This window comes from Kitasatospora sp. NPDC043950 (assembly GCF_056435345.1).
The window spans coordinates 155,914-182,005 of sequence record NZ_JBWKER010000002.1; the positions used below are offsets into that span (position 1 = coordinate 155,914).

The 26,092-nt window shown below is 75.0% G+C and carries 5 protein-coding genes; all 5 read right to left on the reverse strand.

Features of this window, described 5'->3' with window-relative positions:
- Positions 1-3: 3 nt before the first annotated feature.
- Positions 4-1,548, reverse strand: a complete 1,545-nt coding sequence (locus AC07BF_RS01800; RefSeq protein WP_363585120.1) for a tryptophan halogenase family protein — start codon at positions 1,546-1,548, stop codon at positions 4-6.
- 270 nt (positions 1,549-1,818) lie between these two features.
- Positions 1,819-2,592 carry a thioesterase II family protein gene (locus AC07BF_RS01805; protein ID WP_400810067.1) on the reverse strand — a complete coding sequence of 258 codons (774 nt, stop codon included), beginning with the start codon at positions 2,590-2,592 and terminating at the stop codon, positions 1,819-1,821.
- 55 nt (positions 2,593-2,647) lie between these two features.
- Complete coding sequence (locus AC07BF_RS01810) at positions 2,648-7,258, reverse strand: amino acid adenylation domain-containing protein (protein ID WP_478332767.1); 4,611 nt, start codon at positions 7,256-7,258, stop codon at positions 2,648-2,650.
- Positions 7,259-7,269: 11 nt separating this feature from the next.
- On the reverse strand, positions 7,270-19,740 hold the full coding sequence (locus AC07BF_RS01815; RefSeq protein ID WP_478332768.1) for a non-ribosomal peptide synthetase: 12,471 nt from the start codon (positions 19,738-19,740) through the stop codon (positions 7,270-7,272).
- A complete protein-coding gene (locus tag AC07BF_RS01820; protein ID WP_478332769.1) occupies positions 19,737-26,081 on the reverse strand; it encodes an amino acid adenylation domain-containing protein in 6,345 nt (2,114 codons plus the stop codon). The genes AC07BF_RS01815 and AC07BF_RS01820 overlap by 4 nt, the downstream gene beginning before the upstream one ends.
- Between the last annotated feature and the right edge of the window lie 11 nt (positions 26,082-26,092).

Consider the following 26,092-nt stretch of genomic DNA (forward strand, 5'->3'; position numbering starts at 1 on the left):
GGGTCAGTGCATCTGGGCGAGGTACTCGTACTGGCTGGGCAGGCGCTTCAGGAGCTCGGCGGACTGGTCGCTCAGCAGCTGGAACTCCTTCTCCGCGCGGCTGCCGTCCTGAAGGGCGAGCGCGGGCGGGGCCTTGAGCTCGATGCCGCCGAGGCCGAGCAGCATGGCCAGGTAGGAGTAGGACTCGAACCCGTGGAAGTGCGGGAAGATGGTGGCCTCCGTCGGAGGCTTGGCCTTCCACAGCTCGATCCGCTCGGCCAGGCCGTCGGGCATCACCCGGGTCTTGGCGTCCCGCCAGTAGGCGTTGTCCTCGCGGGCCGCGGCCTTGTAGTGCAGGACGAGGAACTCCCGTACGCCGTCGATGGTGTTGCCGACGATGCGGTTGTAGGAGCGGCGCAGCCCCGGGTCCCAGTCGGCGTCCGGGAAGTGCTTGACCAGTTCCTCGATGCCCTGCTGGATGAAGAAGATGCCGGTCGACTCGAGGGGCTCGACGAAGCCGCTGGACAGGCCGATGGCGACACAGTTGTTGACCCAGGCGTTGCGGGTGCGGCCGATCCGCATCCTGATGTGGTTGGCCTCCAGGCCCTCCGCCTCCGGGCCGACCTTGGCCCGCAGCGTGGCCTCGGCCTCCTCGGGCGTCGCGTACTCGTCGGAGTAGACGTAGCCGGTGCCGATGCGGCCGAACAGCGGGATGGTCCAGATCCAGCCGGCGTCCGAGGCGGTGGCGGTGGTGCAGGGGCGCAGGCCGCGCTTCTCCATGTCGACCGGGACGCGCAGCGCCACCGCGCGGTTGTTGGGCAGGGTGTCCTGGAAGGAGGTGAACGGCTCCTCCAGGGTCTGGTTGATCAGCAGGCCGCGGAAGCCGGTGCAGTCGATGAAGAGGTCGCCCTCGATCAGGCCGTGTTCCTTGGTGCGCACGCCGCTGATCCAGCCGCGCTCGTCCTGGACGACCTCGACGACGTCGTCCTCGATGTGCTTGGCGCCGCGCTCGGTGGCGTACCCGGAGAGGAAGTCGGCCAGCAGCGAGGCGTCGAACTGGTAGGCGTACGGGAACTGGGTGTCCTGCTCCGTGAGGGTGTCGCGCTCGGTCGTGTTGCCGCCCTCCTTGAAGTCCTGCTCGAAGAGGGTGCCGTCGAGGTAGCGCGGGGACTTCTCGGCGTCGCAGATCGCGGCCATCAGGAACACGTCCTGGTCGAAGCGGTCGCCGGAGCGGCTGTTCAGCCACCAGTCGGTGAGCGGCAGGCCGTCGACGACCCGGAGGCGCTCGAAGGGGTGGTAGAAGTAGTGGCCCTTGCGCCGCCAGTTCTCGAATCGGATGCCGAGCTTGTAGGTGGCATTGCACTTGGGCATCCAGACGTGCTCCGGCAGGCCCAGGTAGTTGAAGAAATGCCGGACGGTGCTGAAGGTCGCCTCGCCGACCCCGATGGACTTGATTCGCTTGGATTCCACCAGCGTGACGGAAATACGATCGCCGAATGCGGCGCGCAGGTACGAGGCGGCCATCCAACCGGATGTCCCACCACCGACGATGACGACGTTGCCCAGCATTCCTGACCCTCTCAGCCGGTCGTTCAACCCGGAGCCCCGGGCTGTCCCATGGCTCGAAATCCTGCGGCAGCGGAGCCTCCGGAAAACAGGCTTTTAAGCCTCAGCGGAAACACGCACTCCAGCGCGTCCCGGCGTTCGCCGGGGGTTTTCCGACATGCCGAACAGATGGCACCCGATGGTTGGGGGTGCCATCTGTTCGGCGGAACTCGCCGGAATTCGGCGGGGGTTCGACGGGCGTTCGGCGGGGGTTCGCGGCCCGGCCGGGCCGGCTCAGTCCCCGTCCAGCAGGTAGTCGTGCAGCAAGGAGATGACCCGGGCCCGCTGCGCGGTCAGGTAGAAGTGCCCGCCGGGCAGCACGTGGAACGCGAACTCCTTGCCGGCCAGCGCCTCCCAGCCGCGGGCCCGCTCGACGCTCACCGTGACGTCGGAGTCCCCGGTGAGCACCACGACCCCGCAGTCCACCGGGCGCAGCGCGGTGGGCCGGTAGGAGTCGATCAGCAGGTAGTCGTTGCGCAGGATCGGCAGCACCATCTCCCGGATGTCCGGGTCGTCGAAGATCGACATCTGGGTCCCGCCGTGGCCCGCGACCGTGGCGAGGAGCTCGTCGTCGCCACGGGGCAGGGCCGGCGCCCGCCCGGCCGGTCCGTCGCCGGAGCCGGCCGGCGCCTGCGGCGGCGGGTAGCCGGAGAGCACCAGCCGGGCCACCGGCAGGCCCTGCGCATGCAGCGACTGCACGGTCTCGTACGCGAGCAGCGCGCCCATGCTGTGGCCGAAGACGACCGTCTCGACGCCGGGGCGGTCGGTCTCCAGCAGCGCCCGCGTCAGCTGGGCCACCAGGGTCGCGGCGTCCTGGACGAAGGGGTCCTCGATCCGCTCCTCCCGCCCCGGGTACTGGACGAGCTGGAGTTCGACGGCCGCCGAGAGGTGGTTGGCCCAGGGCCGGTAGAAGCCCGCGCTGCCGCCGGCGTGCGGCAGGCAGACCAGCCGACGGGTCGCCTCCGGGCGCGGCCGGGGGATCACCAGCCAGGGTTGGTCGTCGTTCAAACGGTCACTTCCTTCCGTCGGCCCCGCGGGGCCGTGTCCGTACCGGCCCGGCCGGTCATCCGCAGGCCCGGACGATCTCGCGCAGGGCCTCGTGCATGCGCTGGAGCAGGGCGGTGGCCGCCGCCTCGTCGAACCGGCCGCCCGCGTACACGCAGGACAGCTCCATCCGGCCGCCCTCGACCGCGGCGGCGACGTCCAGCTCGTAGGTGCGGGTCTCGCCCGGCTCGTGGTCGCCGCCGCCGTGGTCCAGGTGGCGCAGGATCAGCCGGTCCCCCTCGGGCAGCTGGTTGTCCCACTGGCCGAGGTAGTTGAAGCCGATCCGGGCCCTGGGCACCGGGACCAGCAGGTCCTCCCGGGCCTCGACGGCCGCCGCCAGCCGCAGGACGCCGTGGCCGATGCCGCGGCGCGGGACGGCCCGCAGCCGGCGCTTGGCCACCCGGACGGCGGCGGTCGGCGCCAGGTCCGCGGGCACGTCGAGCAGCACCGGGTAGATCGTGGTGAACCAGCCGACGGTGCGGGACAGGTCGACGCCGTCCAGGATCTCCTCGCGGCCGTGCCCCTCCAGGTCGATCACGGTGCCGCCGTCGCCGGCGTGGCCCTGGGCGGCGAGCGCCTGGGCGAGGGCGGTCAGCAGCACCTCGTGGACCTGCGCGCGCAGCACGCCGGGCACCCGGCGCAACAGCGCCTCCGTCTCGTCCTCGGTCAGGGTGTGCCGCGCGGTGCGGCGGTCACCGAACCGGCCGGTGTCCAGGTGCTCCCCGGCGGGCTCGGGCAGCGACCGCCAGTGCGCCAGCTCGTCGTCGAAGCCGCCGGTCAGGGCGTGCTCGCGCAGTCGGCGGGACCACTGGCCGAAGGAGGTGGAGCGCGGGGCGGGCCGCACGGGCCGGCCGGCCGCCAGGTCGGCGTAGGCGGAGCGCAGGTCGTCGAGCAGGATGCGCCAGGAGACGCCGTCGACCACCAGGTGGTGCGCGGTGAGGAACAGCCGGGCCGGGCGGTCCGGTCCCAGGTCGGCCAGGACGGCGCGCAGCAACGGCCCGTCGGCCAGCCGCAGGCCGCTCTGGGCCTGCCGGAACGCCTCGGTGGCGCGCTCCTCGGCGTCCTGCGCCCCGGCGAGGTCGAGCCGCTGGAAGTCCCAGCAGCCGTCGGCCTCGGCCGCCACCTCCTGGGACCAGGCGCCCCCGGCGTCGCGGGTGTAGCGGGCGCGCAGCATGTCGTGCTGCCCGACCAGCGCGGCCAGGGCGGCGCGCAGGGCCTCGGCGTCGGTGCCCGGGACGAGTTCGAACAGCAGCGACTGGTTGAAGTGGCCCGGGTTGACGGTGTGGTGCTCGAAGAACCACTGCTGCACGGCGGTCAGCGGCACGGGCCCGGTGCGGTACGGGTCCTCCTCGGCCGGCCCGCTCTCCCCCGTCCCGGCGGCCTTGGCGAGCGCGGCGACGGTCTTGTGCTGGAAGAGGTCCCGGGCGGTGAAGTGCAGGCCCTCCTGGCGAGCCCGGGCGACCACCTGGGTGGAGAGGATGGAGTCGCCGCCGAGCAGGAAGAAGTCGTCCTCGGCGCCGACGTCCTCGATGCCCAGCACCGAGCGGAACACCTCGGCCAGCGCGGTCTCCACCGGGCCGGACGGCGGGGTGGAGACCCTGGTCAGGGCCTCCCGGGCGTCCGGCAGGGCGTCCCGGTCGACCTTGCCGTTGGTGGTGAGCGGCATCGCGTCCATCGGGATCAGCGCGGCCGGCACCATGAAGGCGGGCAGTTCCTCGGTCAGGGCCTCGCGGACCTCGCGGACCGCCTCGCCCCGGTCGCGGCCGGGCGCGGCGACCAGGTAGCCGACGAGCTGCTTGCCGCGGTCGCTCTCGCGGACCACCACGGCGGCCTGGTCGACCGTGGGGTGGCGCTGCATCGCCGACTCGATCTCGCCGGGCTCGACCCGGAAGCCGCGGATCTTGACCTGGTCGTCGGCGCGGCCGCGGAAGTCGATCCGCCCGTCGGGCAGCCAGGCGCCGAGGTCGCCGGTGCGGTAGAGCCGGGCCCCGGGGTCGTCCGCGAAGGGGTGCGGGACGAACCGCTGCTCGGTCAGCTCCGGGCGGCCCAGGTAGCCCTGGGCGACGCCGCGGCCGCCGAGGTGGATCTCGCCGGTGACGGCGGGCGGCACCGGGTTGCCGTGCGGGTCCAGCAGGTAGACCTCGGTGTTGGGCAGCGGCCGGCCGATCGACAGCCGGCTGCCGGCCTCCTCGTCCTGGACCTCGAACATGGTGGCGCCGACGGTGTTCTCGGTCGGGCCGTAGCCGTTGATGAAGCGGTGGACCCGCGACCACCTGCGGGCCAGGCCGACCGGGCAGCGGTCGCCGACGGCGAGCACCACCGAGCCGGCGGGCAGTGCCTCGGGCTCGACCGCCGCGAGGGCCGCGGGCGGCAGCGCGAGGACGGTGGGCCGGCCTCCCGCCATGGCGCGCAGTTGCTCGCTGCCCAGCGCCTCGGACTCGTTCGCCGGGAGGGCGAGCGCCGCGCCGGAGACGAGGGCGAGGAAGGTCTCCCAGACCGCGCCGTCGAAGCTGGGCGAGGAGAGCTGGGTCACCGTGTTCTCGGGGCCGGTGCCGACGATCAGCCGGGAGGCGTTGACCACGTTGGTCAGGCCGCCGTGGCCCAGCAGCACGCCCTTGGGCGTCCCGGTGGAGCCGGAGGTGTAGACGATGTAGGCGAGCGCGTCCGGCCCCACCCAGTCGCCCTCGGGCACCGGTCCGGTGTGTGCGTCGAGCTGCGGGCGCAGGTCCTCCAGGATCAGCGGCTCGGCGGCGGACTCGCCCGCGTCGGCGGCCAGCGCGCGTTCGGTGAAGACGAACCCGGCGCCGGTCTCGGCCAGCATCAGCTCCCGGCGGGCGGCCGGGAAGCGCGGGTTCAGCGGCAGGAAGGCGGCGCCGGCCTTGAGCACCGCGAGGGTGGCGGCCACCTGGTCGGGACCGCGCTCGCAGCAGACGCCGACGACGTCGCCGGGGCGGGTGCCGCGGGAGCGCAGCACCTCGGCCAACAGCCCGGCCCGGCGGTCGAGTTCGGCGTAGCTGAGCCGCTCGTCGCCGCGCACCACCGCGAGGCCGTCGGGGCGTTCGGCGGCCCGCTTGGCCACCAGCAGGTGCACCGGGTCCTGTTCGGGGAAGGCCACCGGGTTGCGGGCCCAGTCCACGGTGAGCCGGTTGTGCTGCTTCGGGTCGAGCAGGTCGAGCCGGCCCAGCTCCTGGTCGGGGTCGGCGGCGATCGAGCCGAGCAGGGTGGTCAGGTGGCCGGCGAAGCGGCGCACCGTGGCCTCGTCGTACAGGTCGGTGCTGTACTCCAGGGCGGACCAGAGGCTGCCGTCGGGGCGCTCCTCGAAGGCCACCACGAGGTCGAAGCCGGTGCTCGCCTGCGGCAGGGCCAGCTGCTCCATGGTCAGCCCGGGCAGGTCGAGGACCGCCTCGGGGGCGTTCTGCAGGACGATGAGCACCTGGGCGAGCGGCATCCGGCTGGGGTCGCGCTCGGGCTGGACGGCGTCCACCACCCGCTCGAACGGGACCTCCGCGTGGTCGAAGCCGGCCAGCACGGTGTCGCGGACCTGGCCCAGGAAGTCCCGGAAGCCCAGGCCCGGCTCGGTCCGGGCGCGCAGCACCAGGGTGTTGAGGAACAGGCCGACCAGGTCGGCGAGTTCGGGCTCGTCGCGGCCGGCCACCGGGGTGCCGATCGCGACGTCCTCCTGCCGGGAGAGCCGGGCCAGCAGCAGCTGGGTGGCCGCGGTGAGCGTCATGAACAGCGTCGCCGCGGCGGACTCGGTGAGCTCGCGCAGCCCGGCGACGGTCTCTGCCGGGACGCTGAACTCGTGGAAGGCGCCCGCCCCGGTGGGCACGGCGGGGCGCTGCCGGTCGGTCGGCAGCTCCAGCACGGGGACGCCGTCGAGCTGCTCGCGCCAGTAGTCGAGCTGCTCGTCGAGCCGCCCGCCGGAGGCCCGCTCGCGCTGCCACACCGAGTAGTCCGCGTACTGCGGCCCCGGCGCGGGCAGGTCGGGTTCGCGCCCCTGGAGCGCGGCCGCGTAGTACTGGCCCAGCTCGCGGGTGACGATCGACAGCGACCAGCCGTCGTGCGCGATGTGGTGGATGCTCAGGACGAGCACGTGCTCGCGGTCGGAGAGCCGGACGAGGAGGGTCCGCAGCACCGGGCCGGTGCGCAGGTCGAAGGGCCGGCCGGCCTCCTCGCGGACCAGCCGCAGCAGTTCCTCCTCCCGCTCCTCGGGCGTCCCGCCGCCGGCCTCCACGACCGGCAGCGGGATGTCCACGCTCGGGTGCGGGACCTGCACCGGGACGCCGTCCACCTGGTCGTAGGTGGTGCGCAGCGCCTCGTGCCGGTCGACGACGGCGGCCAGCGCGCCGTGCAGCGCCGCGCGGTCGAGGTCGCCGCGCAGCCGCAGCGCGAAGGAGGAGTTGTAGCCGACCGACTCCGGGTCGAACTCGTACAGGAACCACATCCGCTGCTGGGCGAAGGACATCGGCAGCGGGCGGGAACGGTCGGCGGGGCGCAGCGCGGTGCTCGCGGCGGCCTCGGGGGCGGGCGCCTCGGCGCCCGCCAGGCGGTCCCGCAGCAGGGCCCGCAGGTGCTCGGGCAGGGCCGCGATGCGGTCCTCGCGGGACGTGGACGTCTGGGTCTCACTCATGTCGGTTGCCCCTACTCCGCCGCCGGCGCCGACTGGCGCGCGGCCTCTCGCTCCAGTTCCTCCAGCAGCGCGTCCTCGACGAGTCGCGCCACCCCCGCCACGGTGGGGTTCTCCAGGAGGCTGCGGAAGGCGATCCGGATGCCGAAGGTCTGCTTGATCCTGGTGATCGCCTGCACGCTGGTCAGGGACTGCCCGCCGAGGGCGAAGAAGCTGTCGTGCGCGCCGACCCGCTCCACGTGCAGGGTCTCGGACCAGATCCCGGCGATCAGCTTCTCGGTCTCGTCGCGCGGCTCCACCCACTCCTCGGCGGCCTCGACGACCGTCTCGGCGGGGTCGGGCAGCGCGGCCCGGTCGATCTTGCCGTGCCGGGTGAGCGGGAAGGACTCCACCTCGACGAAGGCGGCCGGCACCAGGTGGGCCGGGAGCCGCTCGGCGAGGTAGCCGGCGAGCTCGGCGGCGCCGGGGACGCCGCCCGCGGCCGGCCGCAGGTAGGCGACCAGGCGGGCGTGCTCGGCCTCGCCGCGGACCAGGACGACGGACTCGGCGACGCCCGGGTGGGCGTCCAGGGCCGCGGTGATCTCGCCCGGCTCGATCCGGTAGCCGCGCAGCTTGACCTGGTCGTCGAGCCGGCCGAGGAACTCCAGCCGGCCGTCGGACAGCCGGCGGACCCGGTCGCCGGTGCGGTACAGCCGCTCCTTGGGGTCGAACGGCGCGGCCAGGAAGGCCTGTTCGGTCAGGTCGGGGCGGCCCAGGTAGCCGCGGGCGAGGCCGTCGCCGGCCAGGTACAGCTCGCCGGGCGCGCCGACCGGGGCGAGGTTGCGCTCCGGGTCCAGGACGTAGGCCCGGACGTTCTGGACGGGCAGGCCGAGGACGGGCCGGGGGCTGTCGGCGACCCGGCAGACCAGCGCGTCCACGGTGGCCTCGGTGGGCCCGTAGAAGTTGTAGGCGATCAGGTCGGACTGGGCGCGCAGCCGGTCCCACTGGGCCTGGCCGATCGCCTCGCCGCCGAGCGCCGCGCCGCGCAGCGGGTGGCTGCCGGGGGCGAGCAGTCCGGCGTCGTCGAGCTGGCGGAACCAGGACGGGGTGGTCTGCAGGAAGTCGATCCGCTGCTCGGCGCGGTAGGCGACCAGGGCGTGCGCGTCGCGCCGCACCTCGTCGTCGACCAGGTGCAGCTCGTGGCCGGCGACCATCCACAGCACCGGGTTCCAGGAGGCGTCGAAGGACGCGGGCGCCAGGTGGGCGACCCGGACCTGGCGGTCGCCGCAGGCCTCGCGCAGCGGCTCGAAGACCGTCCGCAGGTGGCTGTCGAGCAGGTTCGCCAGGCTGCCGTGCTCGACCAGCACGCCCTTGGGCTTGCCGGTGGAGCCGGAGGTGTGGATGACGTAGGCGGCGTGCTCCGGGGCGAGGTCCGGGTCGGGGGCGGTGGCGGGCCGGGCCGCGATCGCGTCCCGCTCGCGCTCCGGGACGACCAGGGCGACGTCGGCGGGCAGCGCCAGTGTGGTGCTCGCGGCCTCGTCGGCGATCACCACCCGGGGCTTGACGTCCTCGACCAGCAGCCGCAGGCGCTCGGCCGGGGCGGCCGGGTCCAGCGGGGTGTAGACGCCGCCCGCCTTGAGCACCGCGAGCAGCGCGGTGATCAGGCCGGGGCCGCGCCGCAGGCAGACCGCGACCGGCACCTCGGGGCCGACGCCCCGGTCGGCGAGGTGGTGGGCGAGCCGGTTGGCCCGCTCGTCCAGCTCGGCGAAGGTGATCCGCTCGCCGCCGTGGACCAGGGCGACGGCCTGCGGGGTGGCGGCGGCCTGGCGGGCGAACCGCTCGGGCACCAGGGCGTCGGTGGTGAGCGCGGTGGCGGTCTCGTTGTGGCCGGTGAGCAGCCGCTCCCGGTGGGCGGGGGCCAGCGCGCGCAGCTCGGCGAGGGTGCGCTCGGGCTCGGCCGCGATCTCCTCCAGCAGGGCGCGCAGGTCGCCGGTGACCCGGTCGGCGGTGTCGGCGTCGAAGAGCCCGGGGTCGTAGGCGAGCCGGAAGGAGAGCTGCTCGCCGGCGAAGACCGCGAGCACCATGGCGTAGCTGGTGGGCTCCTGGGAGCGCACGTCGCGGATCCGGATGCCCTGGTCGGAGCCCAGTTCGCCGTCGAAGGGGTAGTTCTCGACGACCACGTAGCTGTCGAACAGGTCGACCCCGGCGGGCAGCCCGGTCCAGCCGCGGATCTGGGCCAGCGAGACGTACTCGTAGCTGCGGGCCTGGACCTGGTCGCGCTGGAGGTCGCCCAGCCAGTCGAGGACGGGCTGCTCGGGGCGGACCTCGACCCGCACCGGCAGGTTGTTGATGAACAGGCCGATCATCGACTCGACGTCGGGCAGGTCGGCGGGGCGGCCGGAGACGGCCGAGCCGAAGCAGACCTCCCGCTCCCCCGCGTAGCGCGAGAGCGTCAGCGCCCAGGCGCCCTGGGCGAGCGTGTTGGTGGTGAGCCGGTGGCGCCGGGCGACCTCGGCGAGCCGCTCGGTGACCTCGGGCTCCAGCTGGAAGACGCTGGTCGCCTCGCTGCCCTGGCGGGCCGCCTCCTCGCCGGCCCGGTCGGCCGGCAGCGCGGTCGGGGCGGTGAAGCCGTCGAGCAGTTCGCGCCAGTAGCGCTCGGCGTCGGCCAGGTCCTGCTCGCCGAGCCAGGCGACGTAGTCGCGGAACGGGCGGCGGGCGGTCGGGCCGGGCCGGTCGTGGCCGGTGAGCCGGAGGTAGTCGTCGACCACCTCGGAGACCAGTTCGGCGCTGCTCCAGCCGTCCAGGAGCAGGTGGTGCGAGGTCCAGACGACCCGCAGGGCGCCGTCCGGCTCGTCGATCAGGGCCAGGCGCATCAGCGGCGCCACGGCCAGGTCGATGCCGCGGGTGCGGTCCTCGGCGAGGTACGCGGCGAACCGCTGCTCGCGCTCGGCCGCCGGCAGGGCGCTCCAGTCCAGCCGCTCGACGGGCACGGTGACGTGCTCGCGGACCACCTGGAGCGGCTGGTCGGTGTCGACCCGGGCGAAGGCGGTGCGCAGCATCGGGGTCCGGTCGGCGAGGCGCTGCCAGGCCTCGGCGAAGGCGTCCGCGTCCACGCCGCCCTCCAGCAGGAAGGACAGCTGGCCGAGGTAGACGCCCTCGCCCTCCTCGGTGAGGCTGTGGAACAGCAGGCCGTGCTGCATCGGCGTGGCCGGGTAGAGGTCGGCGATCCGGCCCAGGGCGGTCAGCTCGTCCAGCAGCGGCTGGTCGACCCGGGCGAGCGGGAAGTCCGAGGGGGTGGCCCCGGAGGCGGCGGCGCCGGCCTCGCGGCAGTGCGCGACGATCCCGCGCAGGGCCTCGACGAGCTGGTCGCCGACCCGCTGGACGGTCTCGGTGGTGTGGGTCGCGGTGGAGTGGAACAGCTCGAAGCCGAGCTTGCCGTCGCGCACGTACGCCACGATGTCGAGCGGGTACTCCAGCAGTTCCCCGGGCGCCTGCTCGGTGCCGTAGCCGAGCCGCACGTCGTGCAGCAGGCCGCCGTCGTGGCCGTCGACGACCCGGCCGAGGTAGTTGAAGCCGACCTGGGCGCGGGGGCCTTCGGCGAGCAGCTCGCCGGGCGCCCCGGCCGGGCTGAGGTGGCGCAGCGCGCCGTAGCCGATGCCGCGCTGGGGGACGGCCCGCAGCTGCTCCTTGACGGAGCGGAGCCGGGCGCCCCAGTCGGCGCCGTCGGCGGTGTCCAGGGCGACCGGGAAGGAGGTGGTGAACCAGCCGGTGGTGCGGCTCAGGTCGACGTCGTCGAAGATCTCCTCGCGGCCGTGGCCCTCCAGGTCCACCAGGACGGCGGAGCGGCCGGTCCAGTCGGCGAGCACCCGGGCGAGCGCGGTCAGCAGCACGTCGTTGACCTGGGTGCGGTAGACCGCGGGGACCTCGCGCAGCAGCGCGTCGGTGCTCTCCGCGTCCAGGCCGACCCGGACGGCGGCGGCGGTGGCGACGGTCGGGGTGCCGGTGAGGTCGGCGGGCAGCGGCTCGCCGCCGGCGCGGCCGGCCGCGAACCAGTGGTCCAGCTCCTCGTCGAAGCCGCCGACCGCGGTGTGCTCGGAGAGCCGGCGGGACCAGTCGAGGAAGGAGGTGCCGCGCGAGCCGAGGTCGACCGGCCGGCCCTCGGCGGCCTGCCGGTAGGCCGTCTCCAGGTCGCCCAGCAGGGTCTGCCAGGAGACCGCGTCGACCACCAGGTGGTGGGCGGTGAGGAAGAGCCGGGCGCCGGCGGTGCCGCCGAGGTCGGCCAGCACGGCCCGCACCAGCGGGCCCTCGGCCAGGTCGAAGCCGGACTGGGCGGCGGTGGCGGCGGCCAGCAGCGCGCCCTCCGGGTCGGCCTCCAGGGTGAGGTCCAGCCGCTCCAGCGGCCAGCCGTCGCCGGGGGCGGCGATCTCCTGCTGCCAGCGGCCGTAGACGGTGCGGAAGCGGGTGCGCAGGGCGTCGTGGTGGGTGAGGAGGGCGTCGAGCGCGGTGCGCAGGTGCGCCTCGTCGGGGAGTTCGCGCAGCTCGGCCAGCACGGACATGGTGCTGTGCTGGGGGGCCTCGGTGTGGTGGTGGAAGAAGGCGCGCTGGATCGGGGTCAGCGGCGCCCTTCCGGTGACGGGTTCGGTGTTCACGCCGGCCGGCTCCTCGGGTTCGTGGGTCGAGATCGCCGCGGCGATCCCGGCGATGGTCTGGTGGCTGAAGATGTCCTGCGAGCTGAGGCGCAGTCCCAACTGCCGCGCCCGGGAGACGACCTGGATGCTCAGGATCGAGTCACCGCCCAGGTCGAAGAAGTTGTCGTCGACGCCGACCTCGGGCACCCGGAAGACCTCCGCCCAGAGCCCGGCGAGCGCCTGCTCGGCGGGGTTGCGGGGGGCCGTCCTGGTGGTGACCGGGCGGTCGTCGGCGGCCGCGGCCGGCAGCGCCCGCCGGTCCACCTTGCCGTTGGCGTTCAGCGGCAGCCGGTCGAGCCGGACGAAGGCCTGCGGCACCATGTGGCGGGGCAGCGAGCCCTCCAGGTAGCGGCGCAGCTCGGCGCTCTCGGGAGCGGTGCCGGGCCGGGGCACGACGTACCCGGTCAGGACGGCGCCCGGCTCGGAGCGCAGCGCCGCGACGGCCTCCAGGACGTCGGGGTGGCGGCGCAGGACGGCCTCGATCTCGGCGAGTTCCACCCGGAACCCGCGGATCTTGACCTGGTCGTCGCCGCGGCCGAGGAACTCGACGTCGCCGGTGGGCAGGAAGCGGGCCTGGTCGCCGGTGCGGTAGAGCCGGCCGTCGGGGTGGGGCGTGAACGGGTCGGCGGAGAAGCGCTCCTCGGTGAGGTCGGGACGGCCCAGGTAGCCCCGGGTGACGCCGGTGCCACCGAGGAAGAGCTCGCCGACGACGCCGACCGGCAGCGGCTCCAGGTCCGCGTCCAGGACGTACATCCGGGTGCCCGGGATGGGCCGGCCGATCGGCACGGACGCGACGTCCGGCAGGCTCTGCGGGGTGACGGTGAAGTAGGAGGACTCGACGGTGGCCTCGGTGACGCCGTAGGAGTTGAGCACGACGGTGCCGGGGGCGACGCTCTTCAGCAGCCGCCGGCAGTCGTCGGTGCGCCAGTTGTCCGAGCCGACGGCCAGGTAGCGCAGCGGCGGGAAGGCCCGGCCGCTGCGGGCGGCCTCGTCGGCCAGCGCGTTGGCCAGCGAGGGCACCGTCTCGACGTGGGTGACGCGCTGGCGCTCCATCAGGTCGAGCAGGCGCACCGGGTCGGTGGTGGCGTCCTTCGGGCAGAGCACCAGGGCGCCGCCGGTGGTCAGCGCGTGCGTCAGGTCGGAGACGAAGACGTCGAAGGCCATGCTGGCGAGGTTGAGCTGGCGGACGGGGCCGCGGTCGAGCCGGTAGGCCTCGCGCCAGGCCGCGGCGGCCCGGGCGATGCTGCGGTGCTCGACCGTGACGCCCTTGGGCTTGCCGGTGGAGCCGGAGGTGTAGATGACGTAGGCGAGGTTGTCCGGGGTCACCTCGGTGCTGGGCGCCTCGGCGGGCCAGCTGTCGATCTCCTCGCGGTCGGCGTCCAGGCAGAGCACGGTCGCGTCGCACAGCGGGAGCCGCTCGGCGAGGTCCCGCTGGGTGACGAGCATCGCGGCGGCGCTGTCGTCCAGCACCAGGCGCAGCCGCTCGGCGGGGTGGGTGGGGTCCAGCGGCAGGTAGGCGGCGCCGGCCTTGAGGACGCCGAGGGCGGCGACGACGGTGTCCGGGCCTCGGTCCAGGCAGATGGCGACGACGGTCTCCGGGCCGATGCCCTGGCCGACGAGGTGCTGGGCCAGCCGGTTGGCCCGGGCTTCCAGGTCCGCGTAGGTCAGCACGGTCTCCTCGAAGACCACCGCCTCGGCGTCCGGGGTCTGCTGCGCCTGCTCGGCGATCAGCTCGTGCAGGCAGGCGTCGGCGCCCGGGGTGCCGGTGTCGTTCCACTCGTACAGGACGCGGTCGCGGGCGCGCAGCGACAGCATCGGGACGTCGCCGACCCGCTGGCCGGGGGCGGTGGGCATGCTGCCGAGCAGGACGGCGAGCTGGTCGGCCAGCACCTCGGCCTGGGCGCGGTCGTAGAGCGCCGGGTCGTAGGAGAGCAGCAGGGTCAGCGAGCCGTCGTCGTCGTAGGCGGTGAGGTCCAGCGTGAAGCTGGTGGTGTCGACGGCGCGGACGTCGCTGAGCCGCAGTCCGTGGCGTTCGGCGGCGGCCCCGTTGCCCGGGTAGTTCTCGAACACCACCAGGGTCTGGAACAGCGCGCTGCCGCGCGGGACCTTGCTGCTGCGCTGGATCTCGGCGATCGAGGAGTACTCGAAGCGCCGGGATTCGGCCTGCTCGGCCTGGAGGGCCGCCAGCCACTCCACCAGCGGGGCGTCCTGGTCGACCTCGGTGCGCAGCGGCAGGGTGTTGAGCAGGTTGCCGACCATGGTGTCGGCGCCGGGCAGCTCGGTCGGGCGGCCGGCCACGGTGGTGCCGAAGCAGACGTCGCGCTGCCCGGAGTGGCGGGCCAGCAGGATCGCCCAGGCGCCCTGGACGGCGGTGTTGAGGGTGAGCCGGTGGCGGCGGACCATCGCGACCAGCGCGTCGGTCTCGGCGCCGGACAGGCCCACCCGGACCTGCCCGGCGGACTGGGACTCGTGGCCCTGGGGCACCGAGCGGCCGAAGGGCAGCTGGGTCGGCGCGTCCAGGTCGCCCAGCAGGGCGCTCCAGTGGGCGGCGGCCGCGTCCTTGTCCTGCCGGGCCAGCCAGGCGACGTAGTCGCGGAACGGCCGGCGCTCGGGCAGCGCCGGGGCCTTGCCCCTGCCGTCGGTGAGCGCCTGGTAGGCGGCGAAGAGGTCGGCGAACAGGTGCGAGGTGCTCCAGCCGTCCAGGACGGCGTGGTGGAAGGTCCACACGACGCGGACGGTCCGCTCGTCCTCGCGGGCGAGGGCGAGGCGCATCAGCGGCGCCCGGGACAGCTCGATCCCGGTGGCGCGCTCCTCGTCGATCAGCGCCTTGAGCCGGCGGTCCAGTTCGGCGGCGGGCAGGCCGGTCCAGTCGAGGCGGCGCACCGTCAGCCGGGCGGAGCGCTCGACCACCTGGACGGGCTCGGGGACGCCGTCCCAGACCAGCCGGGTGCGCAGCGCGGGGGTGCGGTCGACCACGTGCTGCCAGGCGGCGGCCAGCGCGTCGACGTCGCGGACGCCCTCCAGCCGGAAGGCGACGTGGTCGGAGTAGGCACCGACGCCGTCCTGGTTGAGGGTGTGGAAGAGCATCCCGCTCTGCATCGGGGTCAGCGGGTGGATGTCCTCGACGGTGGAGCCGGCCGGCACCAGCCGGTCGACGGTCGCCTGGTCGAGGGTGAGCAGCGGGAAGTCGCCGGGGGTGGCGCCGCCGGCGCCGGGGGTCAGGCAGTGCTCGACGAGTTCGGTCAGGGCCGCCGCGAAGTCGTCGGCGAGCCGCTGCACGGTGGCCTGGTCGTGGCGCTGCGGCGCGTAGTGGAAGTCGAAGGTCAGCACGCCGTGCCGGACCTCGCCGACGATGTCCAGCAGGTGCGGCCGCTCCTCGTCCGGGTGGTGGTCCAGGCCGTAGTCGGGTTCGACGGCGCGGAACAGCTCGCTCCCGGCCGCGGCGTCGCTCCACTGGCCGAGGTAGTTGAAGCTGACCTGGGGCTGCGGCGCCGCGGCCAGGGCGGCGGCCTGCGGCTGGTCGCCGCGCAGGTAGCGCAGCGGGCCGTAGCCGGCGCCGCGGCCGGGCACGGCGCGCAGCAGTTCCTTGGTGTCGCGGATGAGCCGGCCGAGCGGGCGGTCGGCCGGGGACTCCAGCAGCACCGGGAAGATCGAGGTGAACCAGCCGACCGTCCGGGAGACGTCGGTGCCGTCCAGGATCTCCTCGCGGCCGTGGCCCTCCAGGGTGATCAGGGTGCGGGCCCGGCCGGTGAAGCGGGCGAGCGCGCGGCCGAGCGCGGTCAGCAGGACGTCGTTGACCTGGGTGCGGTAGACGGCGGGCACGTCCTGGAGCAGTTGCCGGGTGCGCTCGGCGTCGAGGCCGGCGCTGACGGCGAGGGTGTCGCCGACGCTGTTGCGGCCCTCCCGGTCGGTGGGCAGGTCGGCGGAGCCGGCCGGCACCGGGCGGGCCCAGTGCGCCAGCTCGTCGTCCAGGCCGCCGTCCTGGGTGAAGGCGGCGAGGCGGCGCGCCCAGCCGCGGTACGAGGTGCCGGCCGGGCCGAGGTCGACGTCCTCGCCGCGGACGGCCTGCCGGTAGGCGCTCTCCAGGTCCTCCAGGAGGATCCGCCAGGAGACGCCGTCCACGGCCAGGTGGTGCACGGTGAGCAGCAGCCGCGCGGGCTCGCCGACGCCGTGGTCGAACAGCAGGGTGCGCACCAGCGGCCCTTCGGCCGGGTCCAGCGAGGCCTGCGCGGCCTCGGCGAGGGTGCGCATGGCGGCGGCGCGCTCCCCGGGGGCGGCCTGGTCGAGGGTGATCCGCTCGATCCGGGCCTCGGCCGGCACGGCGTCGGCGTCCGGCGCGCTGACGGTCTGGACCCGCCGGCCGTCGGGGCCGGTGGCGAAGCGGGTGCGCAGGGCCTCGTGCCGGCGGACGAGGCCGGCCAGAGCGCGGGCCAGCGCGGGCTCGTCGACCGCGCCGTCCAGGGTGATCAGCACGGACTGGTTGAAGTGGTGGGCGCCGCGGGTGTGGTGGGCGAAGAACCACTCCTGGACGGGGCCGAGCGGGGCCGGCTCGTGGTCGTCGGCGTCGGCCTGGACGACCGGGGCCTCCTCCACCGGGCGGGCGGCGCGGGCGAGGTCGGCGAGCGACTGCCGGGAGAAGATGTCCTTCGAGGTGATGACGAGTCCGGCCCGGCGGGCCCGGGCGACCACCTGGATGCTCAGGATGGAGTCGCCGCCGAGTTCGAAGAAGTTGTCGTCGACGCCGACCTTGCCGATGCCGAGCACCTCCGACCAGACCTCGGCGAGCGCCTGCTCGGCCGGGTCCTCGGGGGCCCGGTAGTCCTCCCGCTCCAGGGGGGCGTCCGGCGCCGGCAGGGCCCGGACGTCGACCTTGCCGTTGGACGTGAGCGGGAAGGTGTCGAGGGTGGCGAAGGCGGTCGGAACGCTGTAGGAGGGCAGCCGCTGCTCGGCGAAGGCCCGCAGGTCCTGCGGCGCGATGACGGCGCCGGGCTCGGCGCGCAGGTAGCCGACCAGCCGCTTGTGGTCGCCGTCCGCGAGGGCGACCACCAGGGCCTCGGCCACCGCGGGGTGGGCCTCCAGGACGGCTTCGACCTCGCCGGGCTCGATCCGGTAGCCGCGGACCTTGACCTGGGTGTCGGCGCGGCCGAGGTACTCGACCAGGCCGTCGGCCCAGCGCACCACGTCCCCGGTGCGGTACATCCGCTCGCCGGGCTCCGCCGCGAACGGCGAGGGCTGGAAGCGCTCCTCGGTCAGTTCCGGGCGGCCCAGGTAGCCGCGGGCGACGCCGGGGCCGGCGATCCAGAGCTCGCCGGGCGTGCCGGGCGGGACGGGGCGGCGGCGCTCGTCGAGGACGTACACCGCCGTGTTGGAGATCGGGCGTCCGATCGGGATGGCGCGCACGCCGTCGGTCTCGCGGATCAGGTGGGAGACGGCGAAGGTGGTGGTCTCGGTCGGGCCGTAGCCGTTGACCAGCCGCTGCGGCGGGGCGCCGCCGGCCAGCAGTTCGGCGATCCGGCGCGGGTTGAGCGCCTCGCCGCCGACCAGCAGGTGGCGCATGCCGCCGAAGGCGGTGGGCTCCAGGCCGACGACCTGGTTGAAGACGCCGGCGGTGAGGAACATCGCGGTGGCGCCGGTCGAGCGCAGTGCGGCCGCGAAGGCCGGCGGGTCGAGCAGGACGTCCTTGGTGATGACGGCGATCCGCGCCCCGGCCACCAGCGGGCCCCAGAACTCGAAGGTCGCCGCGTCGAAGGTGGCGTCGGCGACCTGAGCCACCACGTCGTCGGCCGCCAGCGGGGCGTAGTCGGCGCCGCGGACCAGCCGGACGATGGAGCGGTGCTCGACCACGACGCCCTTGGGTCGGCCGGTGGAGCCGGAGGTGTAGATGACGTAGGCGGCGCTCCGCGGCCCCGCGTCGGTGGCCGGCGGACCGGCCGGGAGGGCGGCCAGCTCGGCGGTGCGCTCGGCGGGCAGCAGGGCCGGGACGGCCAGGTCGGGCAGCCGTTCGAGCAGCTCCCGGTCGGTGACGCAGAGAGCGGCCCCGGTGTCCGCGAGCATGAACTCCAGCCGGTCGGCCGGGTAGTCCGGGTCCAGCGGCACGTAGGCGCAGCCGGCCTTGAGCACGGCCAGCAGGGCGACGACCAGGCCGGTGCCGCGGGGCAGGCAGACCGCGACGTGCTGGCCGGGGCGGGCGCCGTGGTCGAGCAGCAGCCGGGCCAACCGGTCGGCCCGCTTGTCAAGTTGACGGTAGGTCAGCTCACCTTCGGCGGCGGTGACGGCGATGGCGTCGGGGGTGGCCGCGGCCTGCTCGGCGACCAGCGAGTGGACGGTCCGGTCGGCCGGGTAGGGCACCCGGTTCTCGGCCCAGTCGCGGGTGACGGTGTCGAGTTCGGCGGCGGTGAGCAGCGGCAGGTCGCCGACCGGGCGGTCGGCGTCGGCGGCGACGCCCGCCAGCAGGAGCAGCAGCCGGGTGCAGAGCGCGTCGATGGTCGAGGCGTCGAACAGGTCGGTGTTGTACTCCACCGTCCCGCCCAGCGTGCCGTCGGCGGCCGGAGTGAACTCCAGCGTCAGGTCGAAGATGGAGGACACCGAGGGCGCGCGGAACTCCTCGACGGCCGGGCCGCCGAAGTCGGGCAGGGCGCCGGGGTCGTTCTGGAGCACGAGGGCGGCCTGCACCAGCGGGGTGCGGCTCGGGTCGCGCTCGGGCTGGATCTCGTCCACCAGGCGGTGGAAGGGGACGTCCTGGTTGCTGAGGGCGTCCCAGAGCTGGTCGGTGGTGCGCTCCAGCAGGTCGCCGAAGGCCTCGTCCAGGTCGATCCGACCGTGCAGGACCAGGGTGTTGACGAAGAAGCCGACCAGCGGCTCCAGTTCGGTGCGGTCGCGGCCCACCGACACGGTGCCCAGGCCCACGGTGCGCTGGCCGGTGTGCCGGGCCAGCAGCACCTGGGTGGCGGCGGCGAGCACGGCGAAGAGCGTGGTGCCGCGTTCGGCACCGAGCGTGTCGAGCCCGGCGGCGACCTCGGCGTCGACCTGGAAGGCGTGCAGGGCGCCGACGGTGGTGCGCACCGCCGGGCGGGGCCGGTCGGTGGGCAGCTCCAGCGGCTGGATGTCCGCCAACTCGTCGCGCCAGTAGTCCAGTTGCCCGGACAGGCGGTCTTCGGTGCAGCGCTCGCGCTGCCAGCGGGAGTAGTCGCGGTAGCTGACCGGCAGCGGGGCGAGGGTGTGCGGGCGGCCCTCGACGGCGGCCCGGTAGAGCTCGCCGAGCTCGCCGGTCAGCAGGCCCTTGGACCAGCCGTCGGCGGCGATGTGGTGCAGGTTGAGGAAGAGCGCGTGGTCGTCCGGGCCGTGCCGCACGACCGTGGAGCGCAGCAGCGGGCCGCTGGCGAGGTCGAAGGGGGTGGCGAGTTCGCGGCGCAGCAGCGCGGCGAACTCGGCCTCCCGCTCCTCGGCGCCCAGCGCGCTCAGGTCCACCGGCTCGGTGTCCGGGGCGTAGGCGGGCCGGACCTCCTGGCGGGCCACGCCGTCCTCGGTGGTGAAGACGGTGCGCAGCGGCTCGTGCCGCTCGACCAGGCCGGTCAGCGCGGTGCGCAGCGCGGCCAGGTCGAGGCCGCCGCGCAGCCGGAGGCCGAAGGAGGTGGTGTACTCGACCGCGTCGGTCTCGAACTCCTGGAGGAACCAGAGCCGTTCCTGGCCGAAGGAGAGCGGGGCCGGGCCGTCGCCGCCGGGCCGGATCGCGTCGCGGTCGCCGCCGCCGGCGGCCGCCAGTCGCTGCCGCAGGATCTCGTCGGCGTCCTGGCCCTCGCTGTGTCGCTGGTCTGTCATCGGTTGCTCCCCCGCGCGCCACCGCGCGTCGTCGTCCGGTCCGCCGGTGTCCGGCGCACGTCTTCGAGTACTTGCTTGCGGACCTGGTCCGCGAGGGCCGCCACGGTGCGGGCGGCGAACACGTGCCGGGCCGAGACCCCGACGCCGAACACCTCCCGGATCCGGGCGGTGACCTGGAGGGTGAGCACCGAGTTGGCGCCGTGGTCGAAGACGTTGTCCTCGGCTCCCACGACGGGCACGCCCAGCACCTCGGCCCAGATCCCGGCCAGCGCCGCCTCGGTCTCGTCCCGGGGCGCGGTGGGCTCGGCGGCCGGCCGCTGCTCCTCCGGCTCCGGCAGGGCCCGCCGGTCGATCTTGCCGCTCGTGGTCATCGGGAACGCGTCCAGGACGATGACGACCGGCGGGACCATGTAGCCGGGCAGCCGCTCGGCGAGCCGGGCCCGGATCTTCTCCGGGTCGGCGGTGCCGTCCGCGGGCACCACGTAGCCGGTCAGCACGGTCTGCCCGGACGGCTGGGTCCGGGCGACCACCGCGGTCTGCTCGACGCCCTCGTCGTCGAGCAGCGCGGTCTCGATCTCGCCCAGCTCGATCCGGTAGCCGCGCACCTTGACCTGGTTGTCGATCCGCCCGAGGAATTCGAGCGTGCCGTCGGGCAGCCAGCGGACCAGGTCGCCGGTGCGGTAGAGCCTCGCGCCGGCGGTGGCGGCGAGGTGGTCCGGGACGAACCGCTCCTCGGTGAGCTCCGGGCGGCCCAGGTAGCCGCGGGCCACCCCGGCGCCGCCGACGTACAGTTCGCCGGGCACGCCCACCGGGACGGGCTCGCGGTGCTCGTCGAGCACGTAGCCGGTGGTGTTGGCGATGGGCCGGCCGATCGAGGGCAGCCGCCCGACCGGGGCGTCCTCCTCCGCCTCCAGCACCGTGCCGGTGGTGAGCACGGTGGTCTCGGTCGGGCCGTACAGGTTGGACAGCGCCATCGTCGAGCCGCGCGGCAGCCGGCGGCGCACCACGTCGGCGCCGGTGAGGATGTGGCGCACCCGGCCCTGGTGCAGTGCGGGCTGGTCGAGCAGGGCCTCCAGGCGCGGCGCCGGGATGAGGATGAGGGTGATCCCCTGCTCGACGATCCAGCCGGCGAGCAGGTGCGGGTCCTCCAGGACGCGGTCGGAGGCGAAGCGGACCTCCACGCCGCAGGCGAGGGCGCCCCACTGCTCCAGCACCGTCGGGTCGAAGCCGGGCGGCACCATCTGGGTGGCCCGGTCGCCGGGCCCGGCGTCGAAGAAGTCCCGGTACCAGTCGCACAGGTTGACCACGCCGCGGTGCTCGATCAGCACGCCCTTGGCCTTGCCGGTGGAGCCCGAGGTGTAGATCACGTACGCGAGGTCGGACGGGCCGACGGCGACCTCGGGCGGCCCGTCGTGCGTGCCGGGCCCGGTGTCCTCGACGTACAGCACCTCGACGCCGTCCGGCGCCTCGGGCCCGGGCAGGTCGCGCTGGGTGAGGAGCACCGGCACCCCGGCGTCCTGGAGCACGTAGACCGTCCGGTCGTCGGGCAGTTCGGGGTCGAGCGGCAGGTAGGCGCCGCCGGCCTTGAGCACGGCGAGCTGGGCGATCGTCATCTCGGCGGCGCGCCGGGTGCGGACGCCGACGACGGTGCCCGGGCCGACGCCGCGGTCGGCCAGCCGGTGGGCCAGCGCGTCCGTCAGCGCGTCGAGTTCGGCGAAGGTCAGGCTGCGGTCCTCGGTGGTGACGGCCGCGGCGTCCGGGGTGCGCCGGGCCTGGTCGGCGACCAGCCCGTGGATGGTCGCCGTGTGGAACCGGGCGCCGGTCGCGGTGGCGTTCCAGCCGGTGGTGACCAGCCGGCGTTCCTGCTCGTCCATCAGCGGCAGCTCGTCGACGAGCCGGTCCGGGTCGGCCGCCGCCATGCCCTCCAGCAGCACGGTGAGGTGGCGGGCGATCCGGGCGACGGTCTCCGGGTCGAAGAGCGCCGTGCTGTACTCGACCAGGCCGCCGAGCCGCCCGTCGCGCTCCTCGAACTCGAAGCCGATGTCGAACAGCGCGTGCATCCGCGGCAGGGCGCTCTCCTCGACCCGCAGGCCGTCCGGGCCGGGCAGCGCGTCCTGGGCCCGCTTGAGCATCAGCGCGGCCTGGATCAGCGGGGTGCGGCTGGGGTCGCGGTCCGGCTTGAGCTCGTCGATCAGCCGGTCGTACGGCAGGTGCTGGTGGGTGAAGGCCTCCAGCACGCCCTGCCGGACGTCGGCCAGGAAGGCCCCGACGGTCGTGTCGGGGGTGGTCCGGGCGCGCAGCACCAGCGTGTTGACGAAGAAGCCGAGCACGTCCTCCAGTTCGCTGTGCTCGCGGCCGGAGACGATGGTGCCCACGGCGACGTCGCGCTGGCGCGCGTACCGGGACAGCAGCAGCTGGACGCCCGCCGTGAGGACGGTGAACAGGGTGACGCCCTCCCGGCGGCAGAGCCGGGTGAGGGCGGCCACCAGCTCGGGGCTCAGCTCGAAGGAGTGGCCGGCGCCCCGGGTGGCGCGGGTGGCGGGCCGGGGCCGGTCGGTCGGCAGCTCCAGCGGCACCACGCCGTCCAGCCGGCGCTTCCAGTAGGCGAGGTCGGCGGCCTCCCGCGCGCCCCGCTCGCCGTGCTGGTGCACGGCGAAGTCGGCGTACTGAAGGGGAAGTTCGCTCAACGCGGCGGGTCGGCCGGTGGCCTCCTGGCCGAGCAGGGCGACGAGCTCGCGGGCCATCACCTCCTTGGACCAGCCGTCGGTGACGACGTGGTGCATGTCGAGGACGAGCAGGTACTCGGCGTCGGCCAGCCGGATCAGCCAGGGGCGCAGCAGCGGGCCGCCGCGCAGGTCGAAGGAGCGGCTCAGCTCGGTGCGCAGCAGTTGGTCGAGGTCGTCGACGCGCCCCTCGGCCGCGAGGTCGGTGAAGCGCACCGGCCGGTGGGCGGGGGCGTGGACGACCTGCACGCCCTGGCCGCCCTCGGTGGCGAAGGTGGTGCGCAGCGCCTCGTGCCGGGCCACCAGCGCGTCGACGGCGCGCCCGAGGGCGTCCCGGTCGAGCGGCCCGGTCAGCCGCAGGCCGAGCGGCGAGTTGTACTCGGTGCCCTGGGACTCGTAGTCGTACAGGAACCAGAGCCGCTGCTGGCCGTAGGAGAGCGGCAGCGGCCGGTCACGGTCGACCGGCACCAGCCCGGCCCGGCGGGCGGGCTCGCTGCCCAGCCGGCCGGCCAGCCCGGCGACGGTGGGCGACTCGAACAGGGTGCGGATCGGCACCTCGACGTCCAGCACCGAGCGGATGCGCCCGATCAGCCGGGTGGCGAGCAGGGAGTGGCCGCCGAGGTCGAAGAAGCTGTCGTCGACGCCGATCGAGGCGACGCCGAGCACCTCGCAGAACAGGTCGCAGAGCTGCTCCTCGCGGGCGCTGCGCGGCCCGTGCCCGCTGCCGGTCGCTGCGGTGCCCGGGTCCGGGAGCGCGGCCCGGTCGGTCTTGCCGTTGGGGGTCAACGGGATCCCGGGGATCGGCACCACCACGGCCGGGACCATGTAGCCGGGCAGCGTGGCGGCGGCGTGCGCGCGCAGTTCGGCCGGGTCGGCGCCGCCCTCGCCGGCCGGCACCACGTAGGAGACCAGCCGGGTGTCGCCGGCCGCGTACTCGCGGGCGACGGTGACGGCGCGGGCCACCGCGGGGTGCTGCTCCAGGACGGCGTCGATCTCGCCGGGCTCGATCCGGAAGCCGCGGACCTTCAGCTGGAAGTCGGCGCGGCCGACGTACTCCAGGTTGCCGTCGGCGGCCCAGCGGACGATGTCGCCGGTGCGGTACATGCGCTCGCCCTCGGCGCCGTACGGGTCGGGCAGGAAGCGGTCCCGGGTGAGGTCCTCGCGGTGCAGGTAGCCGGTGCCGACGCCGTCCCCGGCGATGTACAGCTCGCCGGCGGCACCGATCGGCACCAGGCGCAGCGCCTCGTCGAGGACCCGGACCCGGGTGTTGCCGATCGGCCGGCCGATGGTCGGCGCGCCGGGGCGGTCGTCCAGGCGGGCGGCGGTGGACCAGATGGTGGTCTCGGTGGGCCCGTACAGGTTGGTGACCTCGCTGCCGAGCGCGCGCATCCGCTCGGCGAGGGCGGCCGGCAGGGCCTCCCCGCCGACCAGCATCCGCAGGCCGCGCAGCGCCTGCGGGACTTCGTCGCACAGGGCCTGCCAGAGGCTGGGGGTGGCCTGCATGATCGTGGTGCCGGTGCGGCCGACCAGGGCGCCCAGCCCGGCGGGGTCGGTGACGGTCGCGCGGTCGGCGAGGACCACGGTGGCGCCGCCGACCAGCGGCAGGTAGAGCTCCAGGGCGGCGATGTCGAAGGCGATCGTGGTGACGGAGGTCCAGACGTCCTCGGCCGCGAGCGGGAAGAGGTCGGCCATCGAGACCAGGAAGTTGGTCAGCGCGTGGCGGCTGATGACGACGCCCTTGGGCCGGCCGGTGGAGCCGGAGGTGTAGATGACGTAGGCCGGGTCGGCGGCGGTCGCGGCGGGGCCCTGCGGCCCGGCGGGCTCCGTCGCCAGCCTGGCGCGCACCTGCTCGTCGTCCAGCAGCACCCGGTGGGCGGCGGTGGCGGGCAGCCGCCCGGCCGTCGCGCTGTCGGTGACCAGCGCCGAGGGGGCGGCGTGGTCGAGGATGTAGCCGATCCGGTCGGCCGGGTAGTCGGGGTCGAGCGGCACGTAGGCGGCGCCGGTGCGGGCCACCGCGAGCAGGGCGACGACGAGGTCGGCGGAGCGCGGCAGCGCCAGGGCGACGAGCCGGCCCGGGGCGGCGCCGTGGCGGCGCAGCTCGCCGGCCAGCCGCTCGGCCCGGTCGTCGAGTTCGGCGTAGCTGAGCACGGTGTCGCCGGCGATCAGGGCGGTCCGCGCGGGCTGGGCGGCGGCCCGGGCCCGGAACAGCGCGGAGACGTCGGCGTCGGGCACCGGCCGGTCGGTGGCGTTCCACGCGGTCAGCAGGGCGTGCCGCTCGGCCGGGTCCAGCACCTCGTAACCGTCCGGGTCGGCGTCCGGCGCGGCGACGGCGGCGGCCAGCAGGCGCGGCAGCGCGTCGGCGAGCCGCCGGACGGTCGCCGGGTCGAACAGCTCGGTACTGAAGGTCGCCGCCAGCCGCAGCCCGGAGCCGTCGGGCGCGCTGCGGAAGCGCAGCTGGAGGTCGAACGGGGAGTACTGGAGCGGCAGTTGGGCCACCTGGGCGTCGAGCGGGCCGAAGCCGAGCCGGGCCGGCAGGTCCTCGGCGAGGTCGAAGGCCACCTGGGCCAGCGGGTGGCGGTTGAGCGCGCGCTCGGGCCGCAGCTCGCCGACCACGGTCTCGAACGGGACGCCACCGTGGCGCCGGGCCGTGGCGGCGACCGCCGCGCAGTCGCCGACCAGCTCGCGGAAGGAGGCGCCGGGGCGGCGGACGACCCGCAGCACCACCGGGTTGGCCAGCGGGCCGACCACGGCGGCGCGCCGCCCGCCGTCGCGGCCGGGCAGGCTGCCGATCAGCGGGACGTCGGCGCCGGCGCCGAAGCGGCCGAGCAGCGCCACGACGGCGGCGTGCAGCACCGCCTCGACGCCTGCGCCGCAGTCGGCGGCCAGGTCGGCGAGGGCCGCGGTCAGCGGGCCGTCCAGCTCGCTGCGGTACTCGTCGGCGGCGTAGCGGGTGACGGCCGGGCGCGGCCGGTCGACGGGCAGGTCGAGCTGCGCCGGCGCGCCGTCCAAAGTGGCGCGCCAGTGGGCGAGTTCAGCCGCGGCGTACTCGGTCGGCCGCTCGGGGGCGCCGTTCAGCTCCCGGTCGGCGGCGGCGGCCGCGGCGTACTGCGGGGCGGGCTCGGGCGCGCCGGGGGCGGCCGGGGCGGTGGCCGCCGCGTACGCCCGGGCCAGGTCGTCGACGATCACGGCGAGCGAGCGCTCGTCGGCCGCGATCTCGTGCACCGTCAGGACCAGCACGTGGGCGTCCGGCCCGGTGGCGAGCAGCCGGGCCCGCAGCGGGGGCTCCCGGGTGAGGTCCAGGCCCTGGCCGGCCGCCCGGGTCAGCGCCTCGTCGAGCTCGTCGGGGGCGACCGGCTCGGGCCGCAGCCCGGCGAACGCCCCGCCGTCGGGGGCGGGTTCGGGGCGGCAGCGGCCCTCGGCCTCGCGGTGCACGGTGCCCAGCAGCGGATGCCGCCGGACCAGGGCGTCCAGCGCGGCGCGCAGCTGCTCCGGACCCAGGCCGCCGACCAGCCGCAGCGCCACCGTGTGGGTGTGGCCGGCGGCGCCCTCCTGGAAGCGGTTCAGGAACCACAGGCGCTGCTGCGCCGGCGACAGGACACTGTCGTTGGTGATCGTCACGTTCGCTCTCC